Below are 25977 nucleotides of genomic sequence, written 5' to 3'. Positions count from 1 at the left end.
AAGTCGAAGCGACCTCAAAAATTTGTCGTCGCGGGTTTGCCCGCCCCCATCAAGTCAGTGCCTATTTCCGCCAGAACATCGGCGTAAAGAGGATCAGCAGCGAGAAGACTTCGAGCCGCCCGAGCAGCATGGTGACGCTCAAGACCCAGGTTTCGAAATCGGTGAGGCTGCCGTAATTGGTTGCCGGTCCGACCACGCCCAGACCCGGCCCGGCGTTGTTGATGCAGGCAATGACCGCCGTGAAGGCGGAGATGAAGTCCAGCCCGCCGAAGATGAGCAGGAAGGTCATGGCCACGATGCTCATGAAATAGAGAAAGATAAAGCCCAGGATGGCCACGACCACGCTATTCGGGACGGCCATTCCGCCGACCGTCACCGGGGCCGCGAGGGCGGGATGCAGCAGCCGGGTCAGTTCGCGCCCGCTCTGGCGGATCAGGATCAGGGTGCGGATCATCTTGATACCGCCGCCGGTCGAGCCGGAACTGGCGGTGATCGCGGAGAGAAACAGCATCCAGAAGGGGACGAAGGTCGGCCACAGGGCGTAGTCCGTGCTGACGAATCCGCAGTCGGTCGCGATCGACACGAGGTTGAAACTGACATGGCGCAGGGCGGTCCAGAAGCTGGCGTAAACCTCGCCGAGCCAGAGATAAGCCGCGCAACCGAGACAACTGACCAGCAGGACGGATAGCACCCCCTTGACCTCCGCATCGCGCCAATAGGGCCGGAAACTGCGCTCGCGCCAGACGGTGAAGTGGGTGGCGAAATTCAGCGCGGCCAGGACCATGAACCCGATCAGCACCGCCTCGATGGCGGGCGAATCGAAGGCGCCGACGCTGGCGTCGCGGGTCGAGAAGCCGCCCAGACTGAGCGCCGCGAAGGCGTGACAGATGGCGTCGAACCAACTCATGCCGGCCAGCCACAAGCCGAGGATACAGGCCAGGGTGAGCACCAGGTAAATGACCCACAGCACGGCCGCAGTGTCGGCGATGCGGGCGGTGAGCTTGGCGTCCTTGATGGGGCCGGGCACCTCGGCACGAAACAACTGCATGCCGCCGACACCGAGCATCGGCAGGATAGCCACCGCCAGCACGATGATACCCATGCCGCCCAGCCAATTGATCGCATGCCGCCAGAGGTTGATGGCGGGGGCGACGGTATCGAGCCCGACCATGACGGTCGCGCCCGTGGTGGTCAGGCCGGACATCGTCTCGAAGAAGGCATCGGTGAAGGAGAGTTGCTCGTGCAGCATCAGCGGCACGGTGGCGATGGCCGAGATCAGGGTCCAGGACAGGGTGACCAGGATGAAGCCATCGCGCGCCTTCAGCTCCCTCCGATAACGCCGAGTCGCCAGCGTGAGCGCGCCGCCCACCGCCACGCAAGCAGCCAGACTGATGACGAAGGTGAGCAGGGTGCCATCGCGATAGAGGATCGCGCAGACGATCGGCAGCAGATAGGTCACGCTGAACACCATCAACAGGTGTCCGAGGACATTCAGGACCGAGAGCAGCGCGTGCATCAGAAAAAGGCCAGACCGACCTGGAAATAGCGTTCGACCTTGGGCACCAGCTCCTTGCTCGCCAGGAAGAGGATGACATGATCCTCGGGTTCGATGAGGGTGTCATGATGGGCGATCAGCACCTGCCCGAGACGCAGGCTGGCACCGGGGCTGTCGCGGCTGACCCCGCGCACGATGGCCCCGATGCTGGCGCCTTGGGGAAGCTCCAGCTCATCGATCCGCCGACCGATGACCTTGGACGTGGTGGGGTCGCCATGAACCACGAATTCCAGCGCCTCCGCCGCCCCGCGGCGCAGACTGTGCACAGCCGCCACGTCGCCGCGGCGCACATGCGCGAGCAATGACCCGATGGAGATCTGGGCCGGCGAGATGGCGATATCGATGCGATCGGCCTGGAGCAGATCCGCGTAGGCGCGCCGGTTGATCAGGGCCAGCACGCGGCGCGCGCCGAGACTCTTGGCCAGCAGGGACGCCAGGATGTTGTTCTCGTCGTCGTTGGTCAGTGCCAGGAAAACGTCCATGTCGTCGATGTTCTCGGCGGCGAGCAGGGTCTCGTCCGTGGTGTCCCCGTGCAAGACCAGCGTATTCGTCAGGGTGGCGCCGAGTTCCCGGGCGCGCGCTTCATCGGCCTCGATGAGCTTGACCTGATAGCGCTCCTGCGCGACGCCCGCCAGCCGGGAGCCGATGTTGCCGCCGCCCGCGATCATGATCCGTCGCGTCGGCTGGTCGCGGCGGCGCAGTTCGCTCATGACCTGACGGATGTTCTGGGTGGCCGCTAGATAAAAGACCTCGTCGCCCGTCTCGATCAGGGTGTCGCCATCGGGCGCGAGCGGTTGATCCCGACGATAGATGGCGGCGATCCGGGCGTCGATCTTTGGCATGTGCCGGCGCAGATCGCTGACGGGATGCCCGACCAGCGGGCCGCCCGCCACAGCGCGCGTCGCGACCAGGCTGACCAGTCCGTCGGCGAATTTCAGCACCTGCAGCGCCTCGGGAAACTCGATGAGTTTCAGCAGATAGTCAGTGACGATCTGCTCCGGGCAGATGCTGAAGTCCACCGCAAAATTCTTGCTATCCAGCAGTTCGGGATGTTCGTTGTAGTCGGCCGAGCGCAGCCGCGCGATCTTGGTCGGGATCTTGAACAGGGTGTCGGCGGTGCGGCAGGCGCAGAGATTTGTCTGATCGCTCTGGGTGACGGCGATCAGCAGGTCGGTATCCTCGGCCCCGGCCTGGCGTAGCACCGAGGGCAGCGCCGCGTTCCCCGCCACGGTGCGCAGATCCAGGCGATCCTGCAATTGGCGCAGACGCCGGATGTCGGTGTCGATGACGGTGATTTCGTTGGCCTCGGAGACCAGGCTCTCGGCCACCGACGCGCCGACCTGACCGGCGCCCAGAATGATGATCTTCACGGCTGATGGCTCCGCGCCAGATCGTCCTCGAAGGCCGGGCTGCCGAAGCCGCGCAGCGTGTCCCCCTCGCGAACGATGAAATAGGCCGCCAATCCCTGGGAGGTCGCGAGCGCTGGCCCCCGCGTCTCTCCGAGGACCATGAAGGCGGTCGCCAGACCGTCGACGACCATCGCACGGTCACCGACTACCGTGGCCGAACCCAGGTTGCGTTCGATCGGCGCACCGGTACTGGGATCGATCTCGTGAGAATAGCGTTTGCCGTCCTTCACGAAGAAGTTGCGATAGTCGCCCGAGGTCGAAATGGCGCGGTCGGAGACGGGGACGATGCGGTGAACGGTGCGTTGGTCCGGTAGCGGTTCCTCGATCGCAATGGCCCAGGGCTGGTTCTTGGCATTGCGTCCCTTGGCGCGGATGGTGCCGGCCACTGCGATCATGTAATGGCTCGCGCCAGCCGTGTCCAGCCCGGCCGATACCCGGTCGGCGCCGACCCCTTCGCCGAGTGCCGAAAGATCGATGTAGAGATCGCCCCGTGCCTTGCGAACGGCCGGTGGCGCTGCGCGCAGTTCCAGCTTGCGCCAGCCGACACGCGCTTGGGCGGCCTGGATCTCCGTCTCGGTCGGTAGCGCCTCCGGGCGTGCCTCGGGACCGAAGCCCCAGAGGTTGACCAGCGGCCCGATCGTGATGTCGAACGCGCCATCGGTCAAGGCAGCGATGCGCTGGCCTTCGGCGATCACCGCGTGGAGGTTGGGCGAGAGGGAAATCCAATCGGTGCTGGGGTTGCGGTTGAGGCGCGATAACTCGGAGGTTGGCTCATAGGTCGAGATTTCGGCGATCACTTCGTTGAGCGCCGACTCGACCTGGCGCTTTAGCGTCTCGGCGGTCATGCCAACGGGCGGGCGGGCGACCTTGACCGCGTAATAGGTGCCCATCGTGGGGCCTTCGATCTCGATCAAAGGCGCCGTGCGCTCGCCGCAGCCGGTGAGCAGAAGGGCGAATACGGTGATCGCAGGCAGAATCCAGGATTCGGATCGGCGGGGACTTTTCATGACTGTACGGAAAATCTTCATCGCCTGAGTCTGTTTCGCCGTGTTCACGTCGAGCGGTCAGACGGCGCATGCACATCCTGGGGTTGGTCTCTCCCCGAGGGGGGCTCATCCGCTCCCGCAAGCACGCCACTGGAGACGGATCGCCGGAAATCCCGGATGGCCACGCCCAGATCCGAGGCGATGGCCGGTAACCGTTTGGACCCGAACAGGAGCAGCACCACGACCAGAATCAATAGCAACTCCCAGAAACCGATGCCGGAAAAACCCATGGTCAGGAACCTCATGAGAGAGAACGAATACAAGTGTTCGCGCGCGTCGCTCGAACAGGTTTTGGAGCCATCGACAGGCACCCGCCAGACAATGTGTGCATAATCCTACGGCACTCGCCCATTTGCCAACATCTAATTGATGAGGAGACGCCCGCGATGAGTTCACCCAGTTCAGCCCCCGGACGTTCGTCGCGGGCACTCGCCATCACGCTGACCCTTGGAGCGGCAAGCGCGATTCTGTATCTGCTGCTGTTTCTGTTCGCCGACCGGTTGAACGAGCTCGCCGCCGCCACGCGCGACGGCGAAAAGCTTTACGCCCTGATCCCGCTCGCCGTCGCCATGGTCTTCTCCTTCGTCCACGGCGCCTTCACCGGGCATTTTTGGGATCTGCTCGGCCTGCGCGCCAAGAAATAACGGAGGATCGCCAGCGTGGAAAATATCCAGTTTATCGACCTCAACCTGGTTTCGGTCCTGATCCTGTTTGTGGTCGGGTTCGTCGGCGGCATGGTCAGCGGTTTTATCGGCTCCGGTGGCGCCTTCGTACTGACCCCGGCGATGATGAGCATGGGCGTGCCGGGCATGGTCGCCGTGGCCAGCAACATGGCCCATAAGTTTCCCAAGGCCCTGGTCGGCGCCCATAAGCGCAATAAGTACGGTCAGGTCGACATCAAGCTCGGGCTTGTCATGGGGCTCTTCGCCGAATTCGGCGTGCTCTTCGGCAAGCACATCATGGTCGGGATCAAGGAGAGCTTTGGCGCCGCCGGAACCAACCTTTATGTCTCGTTCGTCTTCGTGGTGGTGCTCGCCATCGTCGGCGGCATGGTCCTGCGCGATGCGATACGGGAACGGCGCGGCGAGCGCATCGGCACTCAGTCGGCGGGACCGAGCAAGCTGGTCCAGCGAGTGCGCCGGATCATCATCCCCGGCACCATGGTGCATCTGAAAAGCGTCGACGCGCGGGTGTCTTTCCTCGTCATCGCCCCGCTCGGCTTCGCCACCGGCCTCCTGGCGGCAACCATCGCGGTCGGTGGCTTCATCGGCGTGCCGGCCATGATGTACATCCTCGGGCTGCCGGCCATCATGGCGAGCGCGACCGAACTGGTCGTGGCCTTCGTGATGGGTCTGGGCGGCAGTCTCTTTTACGCGCTGGAAGGCTACGTGGACATCCGTCTCTCAATGATCATCCTGGCCGGTTCGCTGTTCGGCATCCAGATCGGGGCCATCGGCACCACCTACGTCAAGGACCATGTCGTCAAGTTCGTGATGGCCGCGATCATGCTGCTGGTGCTGGTCAGCCGCTTTTTCTACATTCCAGGCTATCTCTCCGAACTAGGATCGATCCCGGCGCTCGCTCCCGCGACCATCGGCTGGCTCGACGGTATCGGTCAGGCGGCCTTGGTCTTCGCGCTCCTGTTCGGAGGCGTCATGATTCTCCAGGCGCTTTATCAGGGAATCCGCGAGCATCGCGCCGCCACCCTCCTGGCGCCAGCGCCGCAGGTTATCCCGGTTGCCGCCGTGGCTGGCGGACCGCAACTCTCGCCGCTCGGGCGCTTCGAGCGTTTCCTGGTCGCCAGCGACGGCTCCGATTTCAGCGCCGCTGCGGTGCGCGAGGCGATCGGTCTGGCCCGCCGGTGCGGTGCCGAGGTGCATCTGATGTCGCTGATCGCGACCGGCGTCGAGTACGAGGCGATGGGTACCTCCATCCTCAAGCAGGAAATCGCGATCGCTCAGGCACACCTGGACGAGATCAGGGGACAGGCTGTGGCGGCCGGGGTGCGCTGCGAGACTCACCTGATCCAGGGCAGCAACGTGCATCAGGAGATCTGCGATCTGGCCGAACAGTTGAACGTCGACCTGATCGTCATGGGTCGGCGCGGACGGCGCGGCCTGGCGCGTATGATGCTCGGTCATGCCACGGCGCAGGTCATCGGGTTGGCCCATTGCAGTGTTCTAGTGGTGCCGCGCGCGGCCCATATCGAAGCACGGCGTCTCCTGCTCGCCACCGACGGCTCGCGGTTCGCGGAGGCGGCGGCGATTACGGCGGGCAGTCTCGCCCGTGCCTGCGGTGCGCCGATGACCGTGCTCTCGGTCACGACCGAGAGCCACGGCCCGGAGCGGCGCGCGCTGGCCGAACAGGTCGTCGCGCGTGTCCTGGCCCATCTTCGCGGCGAGGGCATTGCCGCCGACGGGCAAGTGCTGCAAGGGGAACCGTCGGAGTGCGTCATCGGACTGGCGCGCGAGCGGGAGGTCGACCTCATCGTCACCGGCAGCCATGGCCGCACGGGGTTGGAACGCGCGTTACTCGGCAGTACCTCCGAGCGCATCCTGAACGCGACTCCCTGCGCGGTGCTGGTCACCAAGGCCGGTTGAGATGGACGTCGCAGAGGACTCTCATCAGGCCACGCGCCGCAGCGACTCGCCAGACACCAGCAGGCGGGCGTAGTGCAGACAGGCCAGGATCTCATCCCAGCCCATGCCGGTGGACACGAGGTCGAGGATCGTCTCCACCGGCCAGCGCATGTGCCGGATACAGGGTTTGCCATGGCAAATGTCCGGGTCGAGCGTGATGCGGGTCAAATCCGGCATGATGGGATCTCGGCGTTGTCGAGGCACGAAGGCTAGTCACCTGATGCCCTCTGTTCAAGTCTTCTGGCCAAATTCTACGCGCTGGTGCCGGGCATCGATCAGATCCTCTACCCCTGCTACCTGATGGAATCCAGGCAACCTCTTCTGTAGCGTCGCGATCGGCAGCCAATTCGAGCTGACCCAGCGATCCGAGGTGCGCGAGACCGCCGACCAGTATGAGTTGAAGCAACCGCGAGTCAACGCCGCCCATCGAGCGCTGCGACAGCACCATCGAGGCGAAAATCCGTCTGCATCAAGCCGCGTTCCGCGAACTGGTCCTGTCCGCCGACGACCGGCGCTGTTCGGTTTCGGGGCTACCCATCCTGGAACTGCTGCAAGCCGCGCACATCATTTCCGACCGCGACGAGCGCGGACAGCCGGACGTCACCAACGGCATCTGTCTCTCGATCCTGCACCGCACCGCTGACGACCGAAATCTGTTGGGCATCGATCCAGACGGGCGGATCGTCGTCGCCGATTCCGTGCTTGGGTAGCATGATGGGCTGACGTTGGAGCCGGGGATCAAGGGGTTGCACGGCCAGACAATCCGATTCCCGCATCATGAGCGGGATCGACCGAATCGGGACTATCTGGCGGAACGATTCGATGCGTTTCGGCGGGTGGCGTGAGTCTATGGAGGCCGTTCATTCGGCCACGAGTGGTTGGTACAGAAAGGACTGGGGCGACCGGAATACGCAAGGAGCTGTCACGCGTTGCGGCTTGCAGCGGTAAACGCTTACGCCCCAGGACGGACACCGGCTCTGCGAACAACGCTGGCGGCAGTGCGACCGACCGCGGACGTTACACGAACTATTTCGTGCTTTGACACGGCAATCCGAATACATTAAGTGACAAGCTCCGGGCCTCCTCCGAGGAATTTTCCATGTCAAGTCGTTCAGTCTACAGCAAAATTCAATCTGGCCTGCGCGCCTGGTTGATAGGAAGCGTGTCCGTCAATCCACAACCCAGCGGATGCTGGCGAAAAATCGAGAGGGTCGTGCTGTGTCTGGCGCTGGTCGGCAGCGGATTGTTGGGCCTTTCCAGCCAGGCAGGCGCAGCCACGGTGAGCGTGACCTCGACGACCGACATATCAGACGGCAACACCACGTCGATCTCAGCCTTGATCACCACGCCCGGCGCAGATGGCAAGATCAGCCTGCGTGAAGCCATCATCGCGGCGAACAACACCGCTGGTGCCGACACGATCGCGTTTAACATTGGCGGCCTGGTGATGGTACAGACGATTTTCCCGACCACCCCGCTTCCGCCTATCACCGATACCGTGACCATCGACGGTTACACGCAGCCCACGGCAAGCCCCAACACGCTGGCGGTCGGCGACAACGCGCGTCTTCTGATCGAAATCAGCGGGCAAAATACCCCTGGCGGCACTGGGCTACAGCTTGATGCTGACAACTGTGTCATCCAGGGGCTGGTCATCAACCAGATTGGGGGCGGTTTCTTCCCCATAAATGTGAACCACGGGGCGATCGTGGTTCACGGTTACGGGAACACCATCGCCGGAAATTTCATCGGCACCAATGTGTACGGCACGTCGTATTCGGACACTAATTTCAGTGCATTTCATAAACTCAACGGCGTTGGCATCTCAATCTCTGGTGCAGGTTCCGGAAACACGACCATCGGCGGCCCGGTGCCAGCGGCGCGCAACATCATCACGGGCAATTGGACCGCCTTCAATATCCAGCACAGTTCCGGCAACGTCGTCGCGGGTAACTATATCGGCACCGACATCCACGGTGTGCCGATGACGTCACCCATTACCCATGGCAGCCTGGATGGCCCCATCCGGATCTTCGGTGGGTCAATCAACAACACCATCGGCGGTACCGCCGCCGGTGCTGGCAATTTGACGACCGTGGGGGTCAACCTGATCAACGACACGGCGACAAGCCCGCCAACCGTTTTTGTTCCGCACAACAATCAAATCCTCGGCAATTCGTTTCTCACCGACTGGAGCAACTTTCTGGTTAGCAACATTCAATTTGTCGCGACACCGACTTACGGTGATTCTGACTACAACAGTGGCGGAGCGAACGTCAGTCAGGACGCGCTGGACGCCGATGCTGGCCCCAACGGGCTGCAGAATTCACCGTCAATTCTCTCGGCGACCGTTTCAGGTGCAACCACCAGTGTGAGCTTGCGCCTGACGACTGCCGCCAATCAGACTTATCGCGTTGAGGTCTATTCCGACGCAGTTCTCAATGGGCTTGGCACGGGCAACGGACGCACGCTGCTTGGCACGACATCGCTGACCACCGACGCATCCGGAGTGGCACAGACCTCGCTCACGCTGCCTGCCGTGGCGGCGGGCCATTGGGTTTCGGCAACGGCCAGCGGACCGGACGGCACCAGCGAGTTTTCCGTGGCGCACTTGGTGCAGGATCCGGCATCTGCGGGACTGCCCTTGGTTGTGACCAATACCAACGATTCGGGGGCCGGCTCGTTACGCCAGGCGATTCTCAACGCCAACGCGATGATCAACGGCCCAACGCCGGATGTGATCACTTTCAACATTCCCGGCGCGGGCGTGCACACGATCCAACCGATCAGCGCCTTGCCGGTGATTGGCGAGGGCGTGTTGATTGACGGGTATTCGCAGCCGGGTGCGAGCGTCAACACGCTGGCAACGGGCACCAACGCCGTACTGCTGATCGAGTTGAGCGGCGCCAGCCTGAGTGCCGTGTCGAACACCTTGCTGTCCGTTCTTGGCAGCGACACCACGATCCGCGGGCTGGTCATGAACCACGCTGGAGCGGGATCATCGGGTAGCGGGACCACCCTCGCCCTGCTGTCCCTCGCGTCCAATGCCCGGATCGAGGGCAACTTCATCGGTACCAATGCGGTCGGCACGGCGGCTGCGGCGAATCCGGGGTCGGGGATCCGCCTCGACAACGTATCCAACAGCACCATCGGTGGCGCAACGCCTGCCGCGCGAAACCTTATTTCTGGCAATTTCAGCGGCTTGATCCTGCGCGGGCCTGAGACAACCGGAAACCTGATCGCAGGCAACACCATCGGCACCAATGCTGCGGGCACCGCAGCAATCCCCAACACGGTCTTGGGCATTCGGCTCGGACCCTACGTTGCTAATAATCTCATCGGTGGCACCACCGCCGGTGCGCGCAACCTCATTTCTGGCAATGGTGCCGGCATCGACGCAGCATCCAACTGGCCTGGCTCCCTCTACACCCTGGGCGACGGTAACCGGATTGAGGGCAATTACATCGGCACCAGCGCCGACGGCAGTGGGGCGCTGGGCAACGGGGCCGTAGGCCAGAACACCACGGGCGGAATCATCATTTCCGACCTGAACCTCGGCGCCGGCACGCTGACCATCGGTGGCACCACCGCCGGTGCAGGCAATCTGATCGCCGGCAACAAGGGGTCTGGCATCGTTGTCATCGCCTACGACTCTTCACCGCCCAGCGGCACGGTCGTGGTCCAGGGAAACCGGATCGGCACGAATGCCGCCGGCACGGCTGCCAACCCCAATCAGGGCGACGGGATCTTTCAGGATTACCTCGCGCTGCCGCTCGTGGTCGGTGGCACGAGCGCCGCCGCGCGCAACATCATCTCCGGCAATCTGGGTAGCGGCATCGCCGGGGGCAGCTACTACGGCACGGCCCTGATTCAGGGCAATTACATCGGCGCAGACATCACTGGCAGTCAGCCACTGGGCAATGGCAAACACGGCATCCTCGCAACGGCGACTGGAGCACAGATCGGCGATCCAGCAATGGCGGATGGTGGCAACCTGATTGCCTTTAACACGCTTAACGGCATCGCCGTCACTGGCGACGTTGGCAACCGCATCAGCCGCAACCGGATTTTCTCCAACGGCGGGCTGGGCATCGACCTGGGCAACAACGGCGTGACGCCGAACGACGCCGGAGACCCCGACACCGGGCCGAACAACCTGCAGAACTTCCCGGTGCTGACAGGTGTCGCATTGGTCACAGGCAACACCACGATGCGGGGGACATTGAACAGCACTGCCAACACGGCCTTTCGCATCGAGTTTTTCTCCAATACAGTGTGCGGAGGGAATGGCGACGGGCAGGGCCGGAGTTTTCTTGGCTTCACGACCGTCACGACTGACGGCAGCGGCAACGGGGGCTTCAGTGCGGTCACGTTGCCGGTACCGCCAGACCAGTCTGTGATCGCCGCCACCGCGACCGATCCTTCTGGCAATACCTCGGAGTTCTCGCATTGCTTGCAGCGAGCAGGTAGCACCAGCACGACGTGGTCAACCACCAGCATCACACGGTTGGAATCGCCGCCGGCGTGTACCCCCGTGGGGTCGTCGCGTCGCGTAGAAACTATCACGATCGAAGATACCATTGGCCCGGCGACGATCGTTATTGGTGACCGGGACGCTGGCGGCACTGCGTTTGACGTGCCCTCCGAATGGATCAACTTGAACGTCAATACGCACACCGACATTTTCCAGTGCGTGGCCAGCACGCCAACAGCACCGACCAAGCTCACTGTTACCAGCGTCAATGGCGGCATCAACCCAACAGTGGGCGTTGGATTCAACGTGGTCGTGCAGGCGCAGGATGGCAGTGATGTGCCGCAAAATGTGGCTGCGAATACAGCGGTGACTTTGTCGCTGCTCTCGGGTACCGGCACACTCGGTGGTACGCCGGGTTGTACCATCCTGGCAGGAGCCAATAGCTGCACGGTCGCCGGCGTGACCTATTCGGGGGCTGAATCCAACGTCAGCTTGGCGGCCACGGGCACCAGTGGTGACCAACTCGCAGACGGGATCAGCATCGCGTTCACCGTCATTCCTGCGACGGTCACAGAGATTCCCACCCTCTCCGAATGGGGCATGCTCATGCTGTCGGGACTGATGGCACTGAGCGCGGTCGTCAGCCTGCGCCGCAGGCGGATTTAAGTTCAGACTGAGTTTTCTCGCTATGCCCATTTCGGTGGGGTTAGGGTTTCTATGTCTATCGCAACCACCGCCTGATCCAGGCCGGCGGCTGGAACGGGCTGGTGCGGAACGACGCCGATCCGCACGGTTCGCAGGCGTGTGTCCGGATTGATCTGCTGCCCTGCTTCGATAACAGTTTCAGTCTCAATGTGCAGAAGTCTTGGCGGATGGGGCCGCCGTCTCCTCGCCTTTAGTACGCCCCTTGAGGGTCTTGGGATCGGCGATGAGCGGGCGGTAAATTTCGACACGATCGCCATCCGCCAGCTTGGTTTCCAGGGCGGAGACCTTGCCGAAGACCCCGACCTTCTGCTGGTCCAGGTCAATCTCTGGACATTGCGCGAGGAGGCCCGAGCGCTCGACCGCTTCGCGCAGGGTGGCGTCCTCGGGAACCTCGACGTTCAACCAGATCTGGCGCTTGGCCAGGGCATAGACAATGCTGACCTTCATTCGGAATCTCCTCAGACGCTATGGGCGCCGGCCATCTGGATGCCCTTGCCGGCGCGGATGTCGAGCAGGCGCTTGCCCACCACGACTAGCCCGGTGACCAGGAATCCACCCGGAGGCAGGATCATCATCAGCACGCCCATGTCGGCGGGCATGATGCGCAGCTCCATGAATTTGAAGGCTGGACCCAGCAGCAGAGAGGCATCGGCGAACAGGGTTCCCGACCCCAGGATTTCGCGCCCCGCGCCGATCAGGGTTAGCGCGAACGTGAATCCAAGCCCCATGAAGATGCCGTCCATGAGCGACGGCAGTATTGGTTCCTTTGAAGCGAAAGATTCGAGCCGCGCCAGCGGCAGACAGTTGGAGACGATCAAGGGGATGAAGAGCCCCAGCACCTTGTAGAGTTCGTGCATCCAGGCATTCATGGTCAGATCCACGAAGGTGACGTTGGCCGCCACGATCAGGATGTAGACCGGGATGCGCACCTCGCGGGTGATGTAGTTGCGGAAGGCGGCGACCATGAAATTGGAGGCGGCCATCACCACGGCGGTGGCCAGCCCCATCCCTAATCCGTTGGTGGCGCTGGTGGTCATGGCCATGGTTGGGCACATGCCGAGCAGCATGGCGAGCACGCCATTGTTGTCCCACAGACCGTCGCGGATGATCCGGCCATAGTCGGTCGTCGCCATCAGTGTACCTCCAGCAGTTGCGCCTGATTGGCGGCAAAGAATTCGAGCCCGTGACGAATCGCGGTGACGGTGCCGCGCGGGGTGATGGTCGCTCCGGTGAACTGATCGAACTGTCCGCCGTCTTTCTTCACCTTCCATTTCTCGGCGGGCGGATTGCCCAGCGAAAGCCCGGCGAACTGGAGAATCCAGTCGCCCTTCTTGATCTCGATCTTGTCGCCCAGCCCAGGGGTCTCCTTGTGGCTCAGGGCGCGGACCCCCAGAACCCGGCCCTCGGCGTCCACGCCGAGCATGAACTTCATGTGGCCGGCATAGCCCGAGCCGTGGATTTCGTAGGCGACACCGGTGACCTGGCCGGCCTTGCGGGCGCGGTAGATGGTGATGTTTTGGCCTTCGGCGTCCTGCATGGTCAAGTTGTCGATGACCGGGTTGTTGTCGTGGAGGCTCGCCGGGATCACCTGTCCGAGTGAGTTCTGCCGGTCTTCCATCGCGCGGGCGGCGATGGCGTCGCGGGTCGCCAGCTCGGTGAGTCCGAGGAAGATGCCAAAACCAAGACAGAAGACGCCGAGAATGGCCGCGTGGGTCAAGGTGCCCTGTTTCATGAGCGGATTCATGCTTTCCCCTTCAGCGGCAAGGGCTCGCCTTTGCGCGTGCGGCCAAAGAGGCGCGGACGGGTGTATTGGTCGATGATCGGGGTGAGCGAGTTCATCAGCAGCACGGCGAAGGCCATCCCTTCCGGATAACCGGCGAAGGTGCGGATGACCCAGGTCAGGAGTCCGACACCGATGCCGAAGATCAACTGCCCCTTCTCGGAGACCGGCGAGGTCACATAGTCGGTGGCGATGAAAAAAGCCCCGAGAAAGGTCGCACCGGAGATGACATGGAAGAGTCCGGGGGCGAAGCGGGCCGGATCCAGCAGGTTGAACAGGGTGCCCATCAGGAACAGCGTTCCCAGCACCGTGACTGGGATATGCCAGGTGATGATGCGCCGGCGCATCAGAAAGAGTCCGCCGATGAGGATCAGGATCGCCGAGGTCTCGCCCAGACTGCCCGGTTTGTAGCCGGTCGCCAGATCCATGAGATCCGGGGTATAGGTCAGATTCGTGCCGCGGCCGTACTCGACGAGCGACTGGAAGACCGGAATCCCCCGCGACAGTTCAGTCTTGACATAGCCAAGCGCGGTGGCGGCGGTCACGCCGTCCGGCACTTGCCCGCCGAAGGTAATGGCGATGGAGTCGGCCAGACCGGGCGCGCTCGCCGAGAACAGCGGATGGGGCGCGATCCAGGCGGTCATCACCACCGGAAAGGACACCAGCAGGGCGACGCGCGCGACCATGGCAGGGTTGAACAGGTTCTGACCCAGTCCGCCGAACGCCTGTTTGGCCAGCGGGATGGCGAAGACGGCACCGAGCACGCCGATCCACCAGGGCGCCCAGGGCGGTAGGGTCATGGCCAGCAGCCAGCCGGTGAGAATGGCCGAGCCATCGCTCAGGGTGTGCGTCACCGGCCGCCCGGCCAACGCCAGACAGATGGCCTCGGCGATCACGCAGGCGCCGATGGTGACGCCGAACAGAAAGATCGACGGCCAGCCGAACAGATAAAGATTGAAGAGCGTGGCGGGCGACAGGGCCAGGATCACCGTGAACATGGTCTGCTGGACCGTGTTCGTGCTATGGGCGAATGGCCCGCTTTTCGTGGCCTCCCCGCCAATCATGCCTGGACCTCGTTGGCGGCGGGTGCTGCCTTGGGCTTGCGGGCGGCCGCGCGCTGGGCGGCGAGTCGCTCCTGACGCGCCGCGTTGGCCTCGACCAGCGTTTTCGTCCGCTCGGTTTTGCGCTGCTCGCGATCCCGAGCGTTCAGGGCGCCCTTGGCGTAATTGAAATAGTGGACCAGCGGAATATGCGAGGGACACACCCAGGAACAACTGCCGCAGGAGACGCAGTCCGAGAGTCCGAGCTTCGCCGCGCCCTCCAGATCGTCATGGCGGATGTGCGCGGCGAGTTCGACCGGTGTCAGACCGCAGGCGCAGATGTTGACGCAGGCGCCGCAGCGGATGCAGGGATCGGCGGGGCGTTCGTTGATTTCATCGGCGGTGAGCGCCAGGATGCCCGAGGTGCCTTTGACCACAGGCACCTCCAGATTCGGCAGCGGCGTGCCCATCATGGGACCGCCCTGAATGATCCGTTCCGGGCGCTGTGAGAAGCCGCCGCAGAAGTCGATCAGGTCGGACACCCGCGCACCGATGGGCGCTTCGATATTCTTGGGCTCGCGCATCGCCCCGCCGCTCACCGTCACCACGCGGGCGATCAGCGGGCGACCCAAGCGCACGGCCTGATGCACGGCGCGGGCGGTGGCGACGTTATGCACCACGACGCCCAGATCCGCCGTCAGCTTGCGCGCCGGGGTCTCCAGTCCGGTGATCGCCAGCGTCAGGTGACGCTCGGAACCCATCGGATACTTCACGGGCAGCGCGGCGACTTCGATGTTCGGGAAGGGGTTGGCCGCAACCGTGATGGCCGCCAGTGCCTGCGGCTTGTTCTCCTCGATGCCGACGACGATCCTGGGTGCGCCCAAGGTGTGAGCCATGATGCGGGCGCCGTCGACAATCGCCTCGGCGTGCTCGCGCATCAGCCGGTCGTCGCAGGTCAGATAGGGCTCGCACTCGGCGCCATTGATCAGCAGGGTGTCGATGCGGTACTGGATGCCCAGGTGCAGCTTGACCGCCGCCGGGAAGGTCGCGCCACCCATGCCGACGATGCCGGACTCGGCGACACGCTCCTCGATGACCTCGGGGGCGACCGCGAAGGGATCGGCGATGGGCTCGGGCAGCGCGGCCCACTCATCCTTTCCATCGGGTTCGATGACGATGGTCGGTTGAGGCAGGCCCGACGGGTGGGGGGCGGGGATCTCGGTCACTTCGACCACGCGCCCGGAGGTGGAGGCATGATGATGCGCGGAGATCGGTCCCTGACGGCGCGCGATGACCTGGCCCTTTTTGACCAGATCGCCTGCGGAGACCAGGATCTCGGCGGGCGCGCCAATGTGCTGTTGCAGCGGGATATAGAGTCGGCTCGGCAGCGGCAGCGCCTCGATGGCGCGCTCGCCGCTCAACTCCTTGCGGTATTCGGGATGGATACCGCCACGGATCGGGAAAAGCTTCATGTATTTGACGGCTCCAGGGACACCGTGAAAGTCGCGCCGCGGGCGCTCGAAATCCCCCCGCTGGGAAGAGGGGCGGGGAGAAGGACGTTAGTGCGTATGGGTCGAGGCGGGCTTCGGCCAATGCCAGGCGGCGAGGGTGAGCGGGATTTCGACCATGCGAATCGCATCGGTGGGGCAAACCTGAGCGCACTTGGAGCAGCCGTGACAGACCTCGGCGACGATCGTGTGCATCAGCTTGCTGGCGCCGATAATGCCATCGACCGAACACTCCTTGACGCACCGCGTGCAGCCGATGCAGAGTTCCTCATCGATGACCGCATACACGGGCAGTCGCGGCGCCTGATCGCCCAGATCGACCGTCACGCCCAAGCGTTTGGCCAATTGTTCGGCGACGGCCTTGCCGCCCGGCGGACAGAGGGTCACCGACGCCTCGCCCTTGGCCAGCGCCACCGCCGCCTGAGCGCAGCCGACGAAACCGCATTGCCCGCACTGCGAGCCCGGCAGCATGGCCTGAAGCTCAAGTTCCAACGGGTCTTCCTCGACGGCGAGCAAACGCGCCGCGACACCCAGCATGCCACCCAGGGCAACGCCCATCGCCGTCAAACTTCCAACCGCCGTTAACATTGCTTCAGCCCTCAGGTCGTGCTAATGCCAGAAAAACCCAGGAATGCCAGCGCGAGGAGGCTGGCGACGATGAATCCGATCGGTGGACCGGCGAACAAACGCGGTACCTCGGCTAGGGCCAGGCGCTCGCGCAGCCCGGCGAAGATGACCATGACCAGGCTGTAGCCAAGCGAGGAGGCAAAGGCGAACAGGGTCGCCGCGATGAACGTCATCTTGCCCTCGACCAGTAGTAGCGCGACACCCAGCACGGCGCAGTTGGTGGTGATGAGCGGCAGATAGATGCCCAGCATCTGAAACAACGGCGGCGAGACCTTGCGCACCGTCATCTCGGTGAACTGCACGGCGCTCGCGATCACTAGGATGAAGGTGACGGTACGCAGATAGCCCAGGCCATAGGGCACCAATAAATAGTGCTCAACTCCCCAATTCGCCATCGAGGAGACAGTGATGACGAAGGTCGTCGCCAGCCCCATGCCGATGGCGGTATCGATCCGGGTCGTCACGCCCATGAAGGAGCAGAGACCCAGGAAACGGGCCAGAATCACGTTGTTGACCAGCGCCGCGCCGACCATTAAAAGAATGTATTCCTGCATGTTCCGACCCCGTTAAACCGCGTCCAGAGCGACAGGCGTTGTTTGGAGTGCCCCCAGCCTCGCTGGCCACCAACGACGATCAGTCACACGCGGTTTAAATAATAAAAATGTAAAAAACTGAAACCGCGTCAGCGCCATCGCGCGTGGAGTCCGGCGATGTCGATCCGATCCACAAACGACGCGGGCCATGCCGGACGCGGTTTAATCGATCCGACAGGTTTCGCCTTCAGTGGCGCGGCGGAGAAAACGCGGGGCGAGCTGACCACGGGCACCGAGCCAACGGGCGCCCCAGCGCGCGGCGAGCAGGCCGACGCCAAGCCCCGCCAACATCGTCGCCATGGTGATCCCATCGCTTCCGGCGATCCACTGCGCCATCCCCCCGGCGCCGAACATGATGACCAGCGGGAGCGCATAGGCGGTTCCCGATGCCTTGAGCAGCGCACGCGCATCGACCCCGACCACCACCCGCTCGCCGACGGCGAGATGCGCATCGTTGACGAGCGGGAAACGGCGCATCTCCAGTCGACTCGCGGCCGTGCCGATGCCCTTGGCCCCGCACAGACCGGATGCCGCGCAGCCGCCGCAAGAGGTGGTCTGTTCGGGTTCGAGCCAGGCCAGCCTGCCTTCCACCGCCACGACACGCGCCAGACCCTCCACCAGCTCCGGTTGGAGCGGGTCCGTCGGATCGTCCGGCGCGGGAACGTCGATCGGCATGATGGTTGACCTCGGTCGGGAATGTACTTGGAAAATCAGTGCGGCTTGCAATTGCTGCATCGCGTCAAAATACTGTAACCCCAACCCGCGTGATCATGCAATGTTGAAAATGTCAATGCTGTCTATAAGGCGGGCACGGCTGCTTCCGGTCTTCCGCGAATGGATCGTGCATGGGAACGAGATCGGTGAAGGCGAACTGCAAAAGGAGCATCAGACCCGATGTCAGCAGGGCGTAACGGTTGCCAAGCAGACCGGCCCGATTCAGGGCCGGCGCGCTGAAATAACGCGAACTGACCTTCTCTTCGGTCAACGGCCTGCTGTCGCCGAACCCGCTCGCGGTTCAGTGACCCGGATCGCCTTTGGCGCTAGACTGCGCCGGCACGCGGTACCTAATGTTCGCCGCGCCCTCAATCGCTGGAGACATCATGCCCATTCCGACCCACGAGATCGACGCCGCCGTCACCGCCTGCATCTATGACCGCGACGAACGCAAGGCCCCTGACGAACACCGTCGCGGTAAATTCCTGAACGGCTGGGAGGATGCGACCCGGCGCCACAAGGTCTACGAGGCCGATGCCCTGGAGCGCCTGACCTGGAAAAATCTCGGCTATCGCCTGGGACAACGCTTCGGGGCGCTGGAACCCGCGCGGATCGACAGCGTCTTTGCCTATCTGGCGGGAGCATGGCGGGAGCCTAAGGTCGTCGAGTGACCGGATATCGCTTAAATTTCAGGCTGGTTCTGGCCGGTCTGCTGTGGTGCGCCCTGGTGGGTCTCTCGCTGGCCTGGAATATCTATCAAGCCAACGAAAAACGTCAGGAGCTGGCGCTCGAAACCGCGCGCTCCTTCTTTGAGCAGATCGTCATCACCCGGCGCTGGAATGCCCGTCATGGCGGCGTCTATGTCCCGGTGACACCGGAGACCCAGCCGAACCCCTATCTCAAGGATCCGCAGCGCGACCTGCGAATCTCCGATGACCTGACCCTGACGCTCGTCAATCCCGCCTTCATGACCCGACAACTGGCCGAGATCGCCCAGCAAAGCCGAGGGGTTCAGTTCCACATCACCAGTTTGAAGCCGCTGCGCCCGGAGAACCAGCCCACGGACTGGGAGACCGAGGCGCTGCGTCAGTTTGAACAGGGCCTTGCGGAAAAGGGAGAGATCGTCGGCGAGCGATCCTATCGTTACATGGCACCGCTCATCACGGAAAAGGCGTGTCTACGCTGCCATGAAGAGCAGGGGTATCGGGAAGGCGACGTGCGCGGCGGGGTTAGCGTGACGCTGCCGCGCGTCGCCGCGATTCCGCTCGCCGCGCTGACCTTCAGCCATCTCGCGATCGGTCTCAGCGGCTTGTTGGTCATCGTGATCATGGGCCAGATGTTGAGCGGCTATCATCGCCAATTGCGCGAACAGGCGATGGTGGACTCGCTGACCGGGGTACGCAATCGACGCTTCTTCAACGAACAGTTCCAGCAGACATGGCGGTCCGGGCGACGGCAACAGATCCCGCTCGCCGTGATTCTCTGCGATATCGACCACTTCAAGGATTACAACGACGCCTTCGGTCATCCGGCTGGCGATCAGTGTCTGCGGCAAGTTGCCCAGGCGCTCCAGGCGAAATTGCGGCGCGGCGGCGATTTTTGCGCCCGCTATGGGGGCGAGGAATTTGTTCTCGTGCTGCCAAACACCGGCTTGCCGGGGATACGGGACTTCGCCGAGGAGCTACGCCAAGCGGTGATTGACTTGAATATCCGTCATCCCAACTCGCCCACCGGCGGCGTGACCATCAGTCTTGGGGGCGCGGTCGCCGAGGATGCCTATCCCGAGTCGGAGGTGCTGGTCCAACAGGCGGACCAGGCGCTGTATCTGGCGAAACAACAGGGTCGTAATCGCAGCGAGATCTACGACAATCTCCGGGAGCGCCGGCTTGCAGCCGGCACTGGTAAGTCCGGCTTGTAGCCGGACAAGCGACCCTCGGTCGTGTTTCAGTCGACAACATGTCGACTGCCCCAGGTGCCGGCTGCAAGCCGGCGCTCATAGTTCGCGTCGCGAAAATGAAGAGGCGATGATCAACAGTACGATCACGCGGGAAAACCATTGGGGAGTTGGATTCTGGAGACTCCGCCCGGCTGAACCGGGCGGAGCCGCACGCATTTACCGGACTAACGTGACCGGAATCTTCACCAGATGGATCACCTTGGTCGCGACCGATCCCATCAGGAGATTCCCGAGTCCCCCCCGGCCGTGAGTCCCCATGACGATGGCGTCGCAGCCCTGCTCGGTGGCGAAGGTCGCGATGGTCTGCGCGACCGGGCCGATCAGCACCTGGGCGGTGTAGGAGAGTCCGGCCTCGTCGAGCAAGGCGCGCGCGGACTGCAGGTCGCTTTCGCCCTCGCCCTGCTGGGTCTGCGCGATTTCTTCCTCGGTCAGGAAACGGCGCACTTCCCAAGCCTCGATCGGAGGACGCACATTGAGAAGATGAATTTCCGCCGGCGCCTTGCAGCGAGCGAGTTGAATCAGATGACGGACGGCGCGTTCCGCCGATTCCGAACCATCGACCGGTGCCAGAAACTTGATCATTGCGCTGTCTCCCGATCCGCGTGCGTTAGAGTATCGAGCTGGAGCACGGCTGGTTCGCTGTGTGCGGTGTTCGCGGCGGGGACCGCTGCCAGAGGCGCCTCATGCGGTTGCCAGCCAAGGGTGAACATGAGGGCGGCGAAGCCAATCACATAGGCCACCGCCACATGCCAGCCGTGACGCAGCCAGGAGCCGACCGATTTGGCCTGTGGAAACAGATTCGAGAGCGCCACGCCGGCGGAGCTGCCGAACCAGATCATGGAGCCGCCGAAACCGACCGCGTAAGCGAGCATGCCCCAATCGAATCCGCCCTGCTCGATGGCCAGCGCGGTGAGCGGGATGTTGTCGAAGACGGCGGAGACGAAGCCCAGCGTAAAGGCGGAATACCAGGAGGCTTCCGGCAACTTTTCCACTGGCATCATGGAGGCGCAGACGACCAGCGTCAGCAGGAAAAGGCTGCCCTTGAGTGCCTCCGGCAGTAGGCTCCACTCGGGCTTGCGCAGCCGGGCGGCAAGCAGAATGGCGACCCAGACCGCGGCACCGAGAAACGGAAAGACATCCGCCAGATCCTTGAAGCCGGAATTCACGACGACGTTGGTGGTGACGGCGGCCACGAGAATCCAGGCGACGATGCCGAGACGGGTCCAGTCGATCCGGCTGCCCTCCGGGGCATCGCAGACGATCGGCGAGAAGCGATGCTGCTGGAGCGCGGCGGGGATGCCGAAGATCACCAGGGCCACGCCCGCGGCGACATAGGCGTGGAAGACATCCTGAGGCGCGATGCCGGAAATCCACATCATGGTGGTGGTGGTATCGCCGACCACGCTGCCGGAGCCGCCGGCATTCGAGGCCGCCACGATGGCCGCGAGATAGCCGATATGCACCCGCTGCCGGAAGACCGTGAAGGCGATGGTGCCGCCGATCAGGGCGGCGGCGATGTTGTCGAGGAAGCTCGACAGCACGAAAATCGCGGCCAGCAACGCCAAGCCGCCCAGCCAGCCATCCGGCAGGTAGCGGGGCAGAATCTGGGGCACTCCGCTGTCCTCGAAATGACGGGCCAGCAGCGCGAAGCCGAGCAGGAGCCCGAGCAGGTTGGTCAGAATCACCCACTCGCCGCCCATGTGACCCGCCAGACCGGCAAGGCCAGCGCCCGCGTGAAAACCCGTGAAGACGAGTTTGTAGGTCGTGATCGCGGCAAGCCCGGTCAGGGCGACGGTGAGTGTGTGGTTATGAAGGAAGGCGACCCCAAGCAGGGTGAGTGCGAAGAGGATGAATTCGGTCGGGATACCGAAGAGCGCGATCTCCTGTGTGGTTGCGGCGCTGGCCACGAGCGGCGCCAGCAGACAGGTCAGGATCAGGGCGATCATCACGGGCCGGGGCATGCGCCGGGAGAGCGAGGATTGGTGGACGCGGGATGTCCAGGCGGATAGGGGATTCAATCGAGCAACCTCTTTAACGGTATGAATTGTTGTCAATAGTTTGCCTGCGGTGGCAAGCGGAGCATCCTTGAGTGGATGGCCTTGCATCGCTGGTGCTTGCCGGCGCGGGAGTTGTAGCAGCGGGCGATGCGGTTTAGCCGCGCGAACCTTGATCGGGAGTGGCCGAAGCATCGACGGAAGCCGGTGCGGCTGGGGTGGGCGATGACGAAGGAGGCTTGGACGAATCCTCAAGGATAGTCTCTAGCGGATTGGCGGCGGCCTGCTGCTTGAGGATTTCGGCGAGTTCGCCCGCCTTCATTTCGCGATCGATCTCCTGCTTGACTGCGACCAGGCTGCGCCGCGCGCGCGCTAGCCACATGCCGGCGACGCGGGCGACCTTCGGCAGTCGCTCCGGGCCGACGACGAGGAGCGCGACGACCGCGACCAAAATCAGTTCCGAGAAGCCAACATCGAACATGATGAGTCAACCTGCTCTATCGAACGCGGGTCAGGTGCGATGCTTGTCCGTTTCCTGACTGGTTTTCGACGTTGAAACCGGCGCACTGGCGGCCTGTCCGCTGGTCGGTTGTTCATTGTCGACCTTGTCATCCTTGTCCGCGTTCGACATCGAGTCGCGGAAGCTCCGGATCGCGCCACCCAGATCGGAACCGACATTTTTCAATCGTTTGGTGCCAAACAGCAACAGCACGATGACCAGGATAATTAAGAGCTGCCAGATACTGATGCCGCCGAGTCCCATGGGTTTCTCCGTCTCGCCACGATCGTGGGTGAATTGTTGTCAGGGGTGACTGGCACGGGAGAATGGTCCGCGTCAGCCGTTCAGGATTGCCGGTCAGGCCAACCCATGACAGGCCGCCTGATGAATCGTCGAATCATAACCGAACCGACTGCCGCCCGGAAGCGGCGTCCCGATGTTTGGTGTGGCCGACAGGCTGCCTCCGCGCGGTCCGCTCAGAGATCGCCCGGACGGTGCGATCCCCGCCAGTGGCGGTAGCTCAGGACGGCGAGCGTGACGAAGGTGAGCGGAATGACGAAGCCGATTATCACCGTGCCGAACAGCGCCTGGCCGGCGTGGTCGGTGGCGTGCAGGAAGAGCCAGGCGGTATAGGCGATGTAATAAGCCAGAAACAGCAAGCCCTCCCAGCGCGCGATCACATAGCCGGTGAAGAAGATCGGCAGACAGGCGACCGCCACGGCGATCATGATCGGCAGATCGAAGCTCAGCATGCCCGAGGAGACCGGCAGCGCCGTTGGCGCGACCAGGGCGGAGATGCCGAGAACGCATAACAGGTTAAAAATGTTGCTGCCGACCGCGTTTCCCACCGCGATATCGCGCTCGCCTCGCAGCGCCGCCAGGATCGAGGTGGCGACCTCCGGCAGCGAGGTGCCGGCGGCGACGATGGTCAGTCCGATGACCAGCTCGCTGACCCCCATCCAGGTCGCGAAGGCGATCGCGCCCTCCACCAGCCAGCGCGAGCCGAGCACCAGCAGGATCAGCCCAGCCGCGATCAATCCGAGTTGCACCGCCCAATGCCGGTCCCAGGTTGCGTGGTCGGTCAGGTCCGGCGACGGAGCGTTTTCCGGCGCCAGATCGAGCGACTGGGCACGGCGGCTCTGCCGGATCAGAAACACGCAATAGACCGCCAGCAGGCCGGACAGCAGCGCGCCGTCCAGAAACGACAGGGCTCCATCCCGCGCCAGACCCCAGGTCAGCAGCGAGACGCCGATCATCAGCGGCACCTCCTGACGAACGAGCTGCCGATTGACAATCAGGGGGGTGATGAGCGCGGAGACGCCAAGGATGAAGAGCACATTGAAAATATTGCTGCCGATCACGTTCCCTAGCGCGATATCCGCCTGTCCGGACCAGGTGGACTGCACCGAGACCGCCAGTTCCGGCGAGCTGGTGCCGAAGGCCACGACGGTCAGACCCACCACCAGCGGCGAGATGCCGAAGGCGACGGCCAGGCGGGAGGCGCCACGCACCAGTAATTCGGCGCCCAGGATCAGGACCGCCAGACCAAGCAGAAAGAAAAACAGCATCATCGGGTGAGTCCGGTGCGTCACGATGGGGAGATTCTAGCCGGGCTTGGGAGAAAGGTCAGCGAAACCGCGTCCAGAATGGCATCTCTCGACGCCGAAACGCTCGTTCCCCCACAGCCCGGTCGGATTCATGATGAAGGCCAATCGATCATATCCATCGTGTCCGGTGTGCGGTAGCCTGCCGTCGCGGATCGCCGGGCGGGTTCGGTTCCCCGCCCGCCGCGGCGTGACCTGACGCGGCAAACACGGAGCAGGTGCTTCATCTGTTCATCCCTGCCCGCCCCAGTGAGCTGTCGGACGACGCGCTAGGAGGTGTGGGCGGTGGCGGTTGTTTGGTTGGGTGCGGCAGTTTCGTGGCGTCGGTTGGAATGTAAGCCACGCGTGCGACTCAGGAACCCGACCTGCTCTGCTTCTGGCCACTGTTTGAAACGCATGAAGAGCGTGGCGCCGGCGTCAGAAGGCGTAGCTCAGCGAGGTGCCGATTTTGGAATAATTGGGCATCACATCGCGTGAGAAATCGACATGAACGACATAGCCGGCGAGTGTGATCCTTGGGGTCAGCGGATACTCGACCAGCAGATCGAATTCAAGCGAATTGCTCGACAGAGCCTGGTTGCGGCCAACGCCGAGCGCCGGCTTCAGCGCCAGCTTGCCGAGGCTAAAGGCGCCATCGAGATAGAACAGGTGCAGGTTGTTCCGATCGTTGTAGGGATAGAGGTCGTCTTCCTGCATCGGGTCGAAATCGGTAAAGAGACCGGCGCCGGTGTCGTTGCGCCGGTCACCGATCCAGTAGGCGCCGGCACCAACGGAGAAGTCCGAGCGGTGGAGCTGGGCATGAATCCGGCCTGACCAGACGTCCTGATAGTCGGGTTGCAGCGCGGCTGGAACCTGATTGCGGTAGTACGCCAGGATGGTTTCGAGTTCCCAGCGCCAAGCGTCGTCGTGTCCGCGCAGCGGTTGCGACCAGGTGATGGTCGAGCCGTAAACGGCAAGCACATGGTCCTGATAATTAACAAAGGGCGCGAGGCTCAGGTGTTCGCCGAGCCGGATCTGCTCAATGCTCAGCGCGAGATAGACATCGCCCGCGCGCGGGTTGGCCTCGGCGACGCTCTCCCAGCCGGAGATGCCGCGGGCGTCAAAGTGCGTGCGCGAGTACTTGATCCAGCGCGACAGCGCGGCCAGATGGAGCTGGGTCTCGCCGCCGAGCGCTAGACTCGCCCCAATACCCTGCTGACTGTCGCCGTCGAGGACCGGATTGATCGCGAAGCTCTTGCGCCCGACCCATGCCTGCGCGGCACCGTCCGGCGTGCTGGCGCCAAGATAGAGGTCGCGAATGTCGAAGGACGCGGTGAAGACCCGGTCATAGAGTCCGGGCTGATCCTGCCAGAGTTCGGGGGTCGCGATGAGCGTTGCTCCGCCGTTCAAGCCAGAGCGCCAGCTCTCGCTGATCCGGACTTCGGCAAAGCCCCAGGCCAGTCCGCTGTCGTCCTCGTCGTTTTTCGCGCGGCTGTTGACCGCGCTGCCAAGTATCAGTTCAAGGTGGCTAGCGTGCTGGGGAGGAGGCTGGCTGCCAACCGGCGGAAGGCCAGTCCCAGTCGCGTCCGCCGCGATGGCACCGGCGAGCAACCCAAGCCCAAGCCCAAGCTTGGTCGGAAAGCGCGCGCGGCGCGGGCGCCCTAGCCGGCCATCGGTGTTGGCGGACATCATCCGGCGCGCGTCAGTCGGAGACTGAGGCGCCTGGCGTTGCTCTGCCTGGGCCTTGACGGTCGCGAGCTTCGCGCGCACCGGGATGTTCTGCGAATGCAGTCCGGGCTCCTGTCCGCGCAGGTCAAAGTCCAGTTCGACGCCGGGTCTGAACATCAGTACATG

General features: G+C 63.4%; 26 protein-coding genes. 6 read left to right on the top strand and 20 right to left on the bottom strand.

Features of this window, described 5'->3' with window-relative positions; genetic code table 11:
• Positions 1-61: 61 nt before the first annotated feature.
• The 4 genes from CCR95_RS16000 to tatA (CCR95_RS15985) are packed head-to-tail and all read right to left on the bottom strand — an operon-like array spanning position 62 to position 4255.
• On the bottom strand, positions 62-1516 hold the full coding sequence (locus CCR95_RS16000; RefSeq protein WP_201096147.1) for a TrkH family potassium uptake protein: 1455 nt from the start codon (positions 1514-1516) through the stop codon (positions 62-64).
• On the bottom strand, positions 1516-2925 hold the full coding sequence (gene trkA / locus CCR95_RS15995) for a Trk system potassium transporter TrkA (protein WP_201096146.1): 1410 nt from the start codon (positions 2923-2925) through the stop codon (positions 1516-1518). The genes CCR95_RS16000 and trkA overlap by 1 nt, the downstream gene beginning before the upstream one ends.
• Entirely contained in the window at positions 2922-3971 is a 1050-nt protein-coding gene (locus CCR95_RS15990) for an FAD:protein FMN transferase (RefSeq protein ID WP_201096145.1), read from the bottom strand. Before CCR95_RS15990 ends, trkA begins: the two co-directional genes overlap by 4 nt.
• Positions 3972-4015: 44 nt before the next feature.
• A complete protein-coding gene (gene tatA, locus CCR95_RS15985) occupies positions 4016-4255 on the bottom strand; it encodes a twin-arginine translocase TatA/TatE family subunit (protein WP_338115411.1) in 240 nt (79 codons plus the stop codon).
• Positions 4256-4396: 141 nt separating this feature from the next.
• Here tatA (CCR95_RS15985) and CCR95_RS15980 point away from each other — a divergent pair, with 141 nt between their 5' ends.
• A complete protein-coding gene (locus tag CCR95_RS15980; protein ID WP_201096144.1) occupies positions 4397-4654 on the top strand; it encodes a hypothetical protein in 258 nt (85 codons plus the stop codon).
• Positions 4655-4669: 15 nt separating this feature from the next.
• Positions 4670-6610, top strand: coding sequence for a TSUP family transporter (locus CCR95_RS15975; RefSeq protein WP_201096143.1), 1941 nt, complete (start codon positions 4670-4672; stop codon positions 6608-6610).
• 24 nt (positions 6611-6634) lie between these two features.
• On the opposite strand, the gene CCR95_RS15970 is transcribed toward CCR95_RS15975, so the two are convergent.
• The gene (locus tag CCR95_RS15970; RefSeq protein WP_201096142.1) at positions 6635-6826 is read right to left on the bottom strand and encodes a DUF433 domain-containing protein; all 192 of its coding nucleotides are present in this window, start codon (positions 6824-6826) and stop codon (positions 6635-6637) included.
• Positions 6827-7074: 248 nt separating this feature from the next.
• Between CCR95_RS15970 and CCR95_RS26125 the strand changes: the two genes are divergently transcribed.
• Positions 7075-7359, top strand: a complete 285-nt coding sequence (locus tag CCR95_RS26125; RefSeq protein ID WP_338115414.1) for an HNH endonuclease — start codon at positions 7075-7077, stop codon at positions 7357-7359.
• A gap of 389 nt (positions 7360-7748) precedes the next feature.
• Entirely contained in the window at positions 7749-11789 is a 4041-nt protein-coding gene (locus CCR95_RS15960) for an IPTL-CTERM sorting domain-containing protein (RefSeq protein ID WP_201096140.1), read from the top strand.
• A gap of 183 nt (positions 11790-11972) precedes the next feature.
• On the opposite strand, the gene CCR95_RS15955 is transcribed toward CCR95_RS15960, so the two are convergent.
• The 9 genes from CCR95_RS15955 to CCR95_RS15915 form a co-directional block, all read right to left on the bottom strand.
• Entirely contained in the window at positions 11973-12275 is a 303-nt protein-coding gene (locus CCR95_RS15955; protein WP_201096139.1) for an RnfH family protein, read from the bottom strand.
• Positions 12276-12286: 11 nt separating this feature from the next.
• Positions 12287-12961: an electron transport complex subunit E gene (locus CCR95_RS15950; protein WP_201096138.1), complete on the bottom strand. Its 675-nt coding sequence runs from the start codon at positions 12959-12961 to the stop codon at positions 12287-12289.
• Positions 12961-13572, bottom strand: a complete 612-nt coding sequence (gene rsxG / locus CCR95_RS15945; protein WP_201096137.1) for an electron transport complex subunit RsxG — start codon at positions 13570-13572, stop codon at positions 12961-12963. Before rsxG ends, CCR95_RS15950 begins: the two co-directional genes overlap by 1 nt.
• Complete coding sequence (locus CCR95_RS15940) at positions 13569-14672, bottom strand: RnfABCDGE type electron transport complex subunit D (RefSeq protein ID WP_201096136.1); 1104 nt, start codon at positions 14670-14672, stop codon at positions 13569-13571. Before CCR95_RS15940 ends, rsxG begins: the two co-directional genes overlap by 4 nt.
• Positions 14669-16120 (bottom strand): electron transport complex subunit RsxC, encoded by a 1452-nt coding sequence (gene rsxC, locus CCR95_RS15935; RefSeq protein WP_201096135.1) that lies wholly within the window; start codon positions 16118-16120, stop codon positions 14669-14671. Before rsxC ends, CCR95_RS15940 begins: the two co-directional genes overlap by 4 nt.
• Positions 16121-16207: 87 nt before the next feature.
• Positions 16208-16744, bottom strand: coding sequence for an RnfABCDGE type electron transport complex subunit B (locus tag CCR95_RS15930; protein ID WP_201096134.1), 537 nt, complete (start codon positions 16742-16744; stop codon positions 16208-16210).
• Between the two features lie 11 nt (positions 16745-16755).
• The gene (rsxA, locus tag CCR95_RS15925; RefSeq protein WP_201096133.1) at positions 16756-17337 is read right to left on the bottom strand and encodes an electron transport complex subunit RsxA; all 582 of its coding nucleotides are present in this window, start codon (positions 17335-17337) and stop codon (positions 16756-16758) included.
• A 201-nt stretch (positions 17338-17538) separates the two neighbouring features.
• Positions 17539-18051 (bottom strand): SoxR reducing system RseC family protein, encoded by a 513-nt coding sequence (locus CCR95_RS15920; protein ID WP_201096132.1) that lies wholly within the window; start codon positions 18049-18051, stop codon positions 17539-17541.
• A 112-nt stretch (positions 18052-18163) separates the two neighbouring features.
• Entirely contained in the window at positions 18164-18361 is a 198-nt protein-coding gene (locus tag CCR95_RS15915; protein WP_201096131.1) for a hypothetical protein, read from the bottom strand.
• A 115-nt stretch (positions 18362-18476) separates the two neighbouring features.
• Here CCR95_RS15915 and CCR95_RS15910 point away from each other — a divergent pair, with 115 nt between their 5' ends.
• Together CCR95_RS15910 and CCR95_RS15905 are read left to right on the top strand one after the other, a co-directional pair.
• Positions 18477-18761 carry a hypothetical protein gene (locus CCR95_RS15910; RefSeq protein WP_201096130.1) on the top strand — a complete coding sequence of 95 codons (285 nt, stop codon included), beginning with the start codon at positions 18477-18479 and terminating at the stop codon, positions 18759-18761.
• Entirely contained in the window at positions 18758-20008 is a 1251-nt protein-coding gene (locus tag CCR95_RS15905; RefSeq protein ID WP_201096129.1) for a diguanylate cyclase, read from the top strand. Before CCR95_RS15910 ends, CCR95_RS15905 begins: the two co-directional genes overlap by 4 nt.
• 195 nt (positions 20009-20203) lie before the next feature.
• On the opposite strand, the gene CCR95_RS15900 is transcribed toward CCR95_RS15905, so the two are convergent.
• From CCR95_RS15900 to CCR95_RS15875, 6 genes are all read right to left on the bottom strand, one after another.
• Entirely contained in the window at positions 20204-20629 is a 426-nt protein-coding gene (locus CCR95_RS15900; protein WP_201096128.1) for a universal stress protein, read from the bottom strand.
• Positions 20626-22065 carry a citrate transporter gene (locus tag CCR95_RS15895; RefSeq protein WP_201096127.1) on the bottom strand — a complete coding sequence of 480 codons (1440 nt, stop codon included), beginning with the start codon at positions 22063-22065 and terminating at the stop codon, positions 20626-20628. Before CCR95_RS15895 ends, CCR95_RS15900 begins: the two co-directional genes overlap by 4 nt.
• 133 nt (positions 22066-22198) lie before the next feature.
• On the bottom strand, positions 22199-22522 hold the full coding sequence (tatB, locus tag CCR95_RS15890; RefSeq protein WP_201096126.1) for a Sec-independent protein translocase protein TatB: 324 nt from the start codon (positions 22520-22522) through the stop codon (positions 22199-22201).
• 30 nt (positions 22523-22552) lie between these two features.
• The gene (gene tatA, locus CCR95_RS15885) at positions 22553-22804 is read right to left on the bottom strand and encodes a twin-arginine translocase TatA/TatE family subunit (protein ID WP_201096125.1); all 252 of its coding nucleotides are present in this window, start codon (positions 22802-22804) and stop codon (positions 22553-22555) included.
• 212 nt (positions 22805-23016) lie between these two features.
• On the bottom strand, positions 23017-24111 hold the full coding sequence (locus tag CCR95_RS15880; RefSeq protein ID WP_201096124.1) for a calcium/sodium antiporter: 1095 nt from the start codon (positions 24109-24111) through the stop codon (positions 23017-23019).
• A gap of 450 nt (positions 24112-24561) precedes the next feature.
• Positions 24562-25977: hypothetical protein (locus CCR95_RS15875; RefSeq protein WP_201096123.1), on the bottom strand; the 1416-nt coding region annotated here is incomplete at its 5' end.

Source organism: Thiocystis minor, from assembly GCF_016653465.1.
GTDB lineage: Bacteria > Pseudomonadota > Gammaproteobacteria > Chromatiales > Chromatiaceae > Chromatium > Chromatium minus.
Note: the sequence above shows the minus strand (reverse complement) of the source record. Positions and strands in the feature narration are given on the sequence as shown.

What these genes read in the sequence shown, in the direction of transcription:
- CCR95_RS16000 (WP_201096147.1), bottom strand. Translation starts at nt 1,516, where the DNA reads ATGCACGCGCTGCTCTCGGTCCTGAATGTCCTCGGACACCTGTTGATG.
- CCR95_RS15990 (WP_201096145.1), bottom strand. Translation starts at nt 3,971, where the DNA reads ATGAAAAGTCCCCGCCGATCCGAATCCTGGATTCTGCCTGCGATCACC.
- tatA (WP_338115411.1), bottom strand. Translation starts at nt 4,255, where the DNA reads ATGAGGTTCCTGACCATGGGTTTTTCCGGCATCGGTTTCTGGGAGTTG.
- CCR95_RS15980 (WP_201096144.1), top strand. Translation starts at nt 4,397, where the DNA reads ATGAGTTCACCCAGTTCAGCCCCCGGACGTTCGTCGCGGGCACTCGCC.
- CCR95_RS15970 (WP_201096142.1), bottom strand. Translation starts at nt 6,826, where the DNA reads ATGCCGGATTTGACCCGCATCACGCTCGACCCGGACATTTGCCATGGC.
- CCR95_RS15960 (WP_201096140.1), top strand. Translation starts at nt 7,749, where the DNA reads ATGTCAAGTCGTTCAGTCTACAGCAAAATTCAATCTGGCCTGCGCGCC.
- CCR95_RS15955 (WP_201096139.1), bottom strand. Translation starts at nt 12,275, where the DNA reads ATGAAGGTCAGCATTGTCTATGCCCTGGCCAAGCGCCAGATCTGGTTG.
- CCR95_RS15950 (WP_201096138.1), bottom strand. Translation starts at nt 12,961, where the DNA reads ATGGCGACGACCGACTATGGCCGGATCATCCGCGACGGTCTGTGGGAC.
- rsxG (WP_201096137.1), bottom strand. Translation starts at nt 13,572, where the DNA reads ATGAATCCGCTCATGAAACAGGGCACCTTGACCCACGCGGCCATTCTC.
- CCR95_RS15940 (WP_201096136.1), bottom strand. Translation starts at nt 14,672, where the DNA reads ATGATTGGCGGGGAGGCCACGAAAAGCGGGCCATTCGCCCATAGCACG.
- rsxC (WP_201096135.1), bottom strand. Translation starts at nt 16,120, where the DNA reads ATGAAGCTTTTCCCGATCCGTGGCGGTATCCATCCCGAATACCGCAAG.
- CCR95_RS15930 (WP_201096134.1), bottom strand. Translation starts at nt 16,744, where the DNA reads ATGTTAACGGCGGTTGGAAGTTTGACGGCGATGGGCGTTGCCCTGGGT.
- rsxA (WP_201096133.1), bottom strand. Translation starts at nt 17,337, where the DNA reads ATGCAGGAATACATTCTTTTAATGGTCGGCGCGGCGCTGGTCAACAAC.
- CCR95_RS15920 (WP_201096132.1), bottom strand. Translation starts at nt 18,051, where the DNA reads ATGCCGATCGACGTTCCCGCGCCGGACGATCCGACGGACCCGCTCCAA.
- CCR95_RS15910 (WP_201096130.1), top strand. Translation starts at nt 18,477, where the DNA reads ATGCCCATTCCGACCCACGAGATCGACGCCGCCGTCACCGCCTGCATC.
- CCR95_RS15900 (WP_201096128.1), bottom strand. Translation starts at nt 20,629, where the DNA reads ATGATCAAGTTTCTGGCACCGGTCGATGGTTCGGAATCGGCGGAACGC.
- tatB (WP_201096126.1), bottom strand. Translation starts at nt 22,522, where the DNA reads ATGTTCGATGTTGGCTTCTCGGAACTGATTTTGGTCGCGGTCGTCGCG.
- tatA (WP_201096125.1), bottom strand. Translation starts at nt 22,804, where the DNA reads ATGGGACTCGGCGGCATCAGTATCTGGCAGCTCTTAATTATCCTGGTC.
- CCR95_RS15880 (WP_201096124.1), bottom strand. Translation starts at nt 24,111, where the DNA reads ATGATGCTGTTTTTCTTTCTGCTTGGTCTGGCGGTCCTGATCCTGGGC.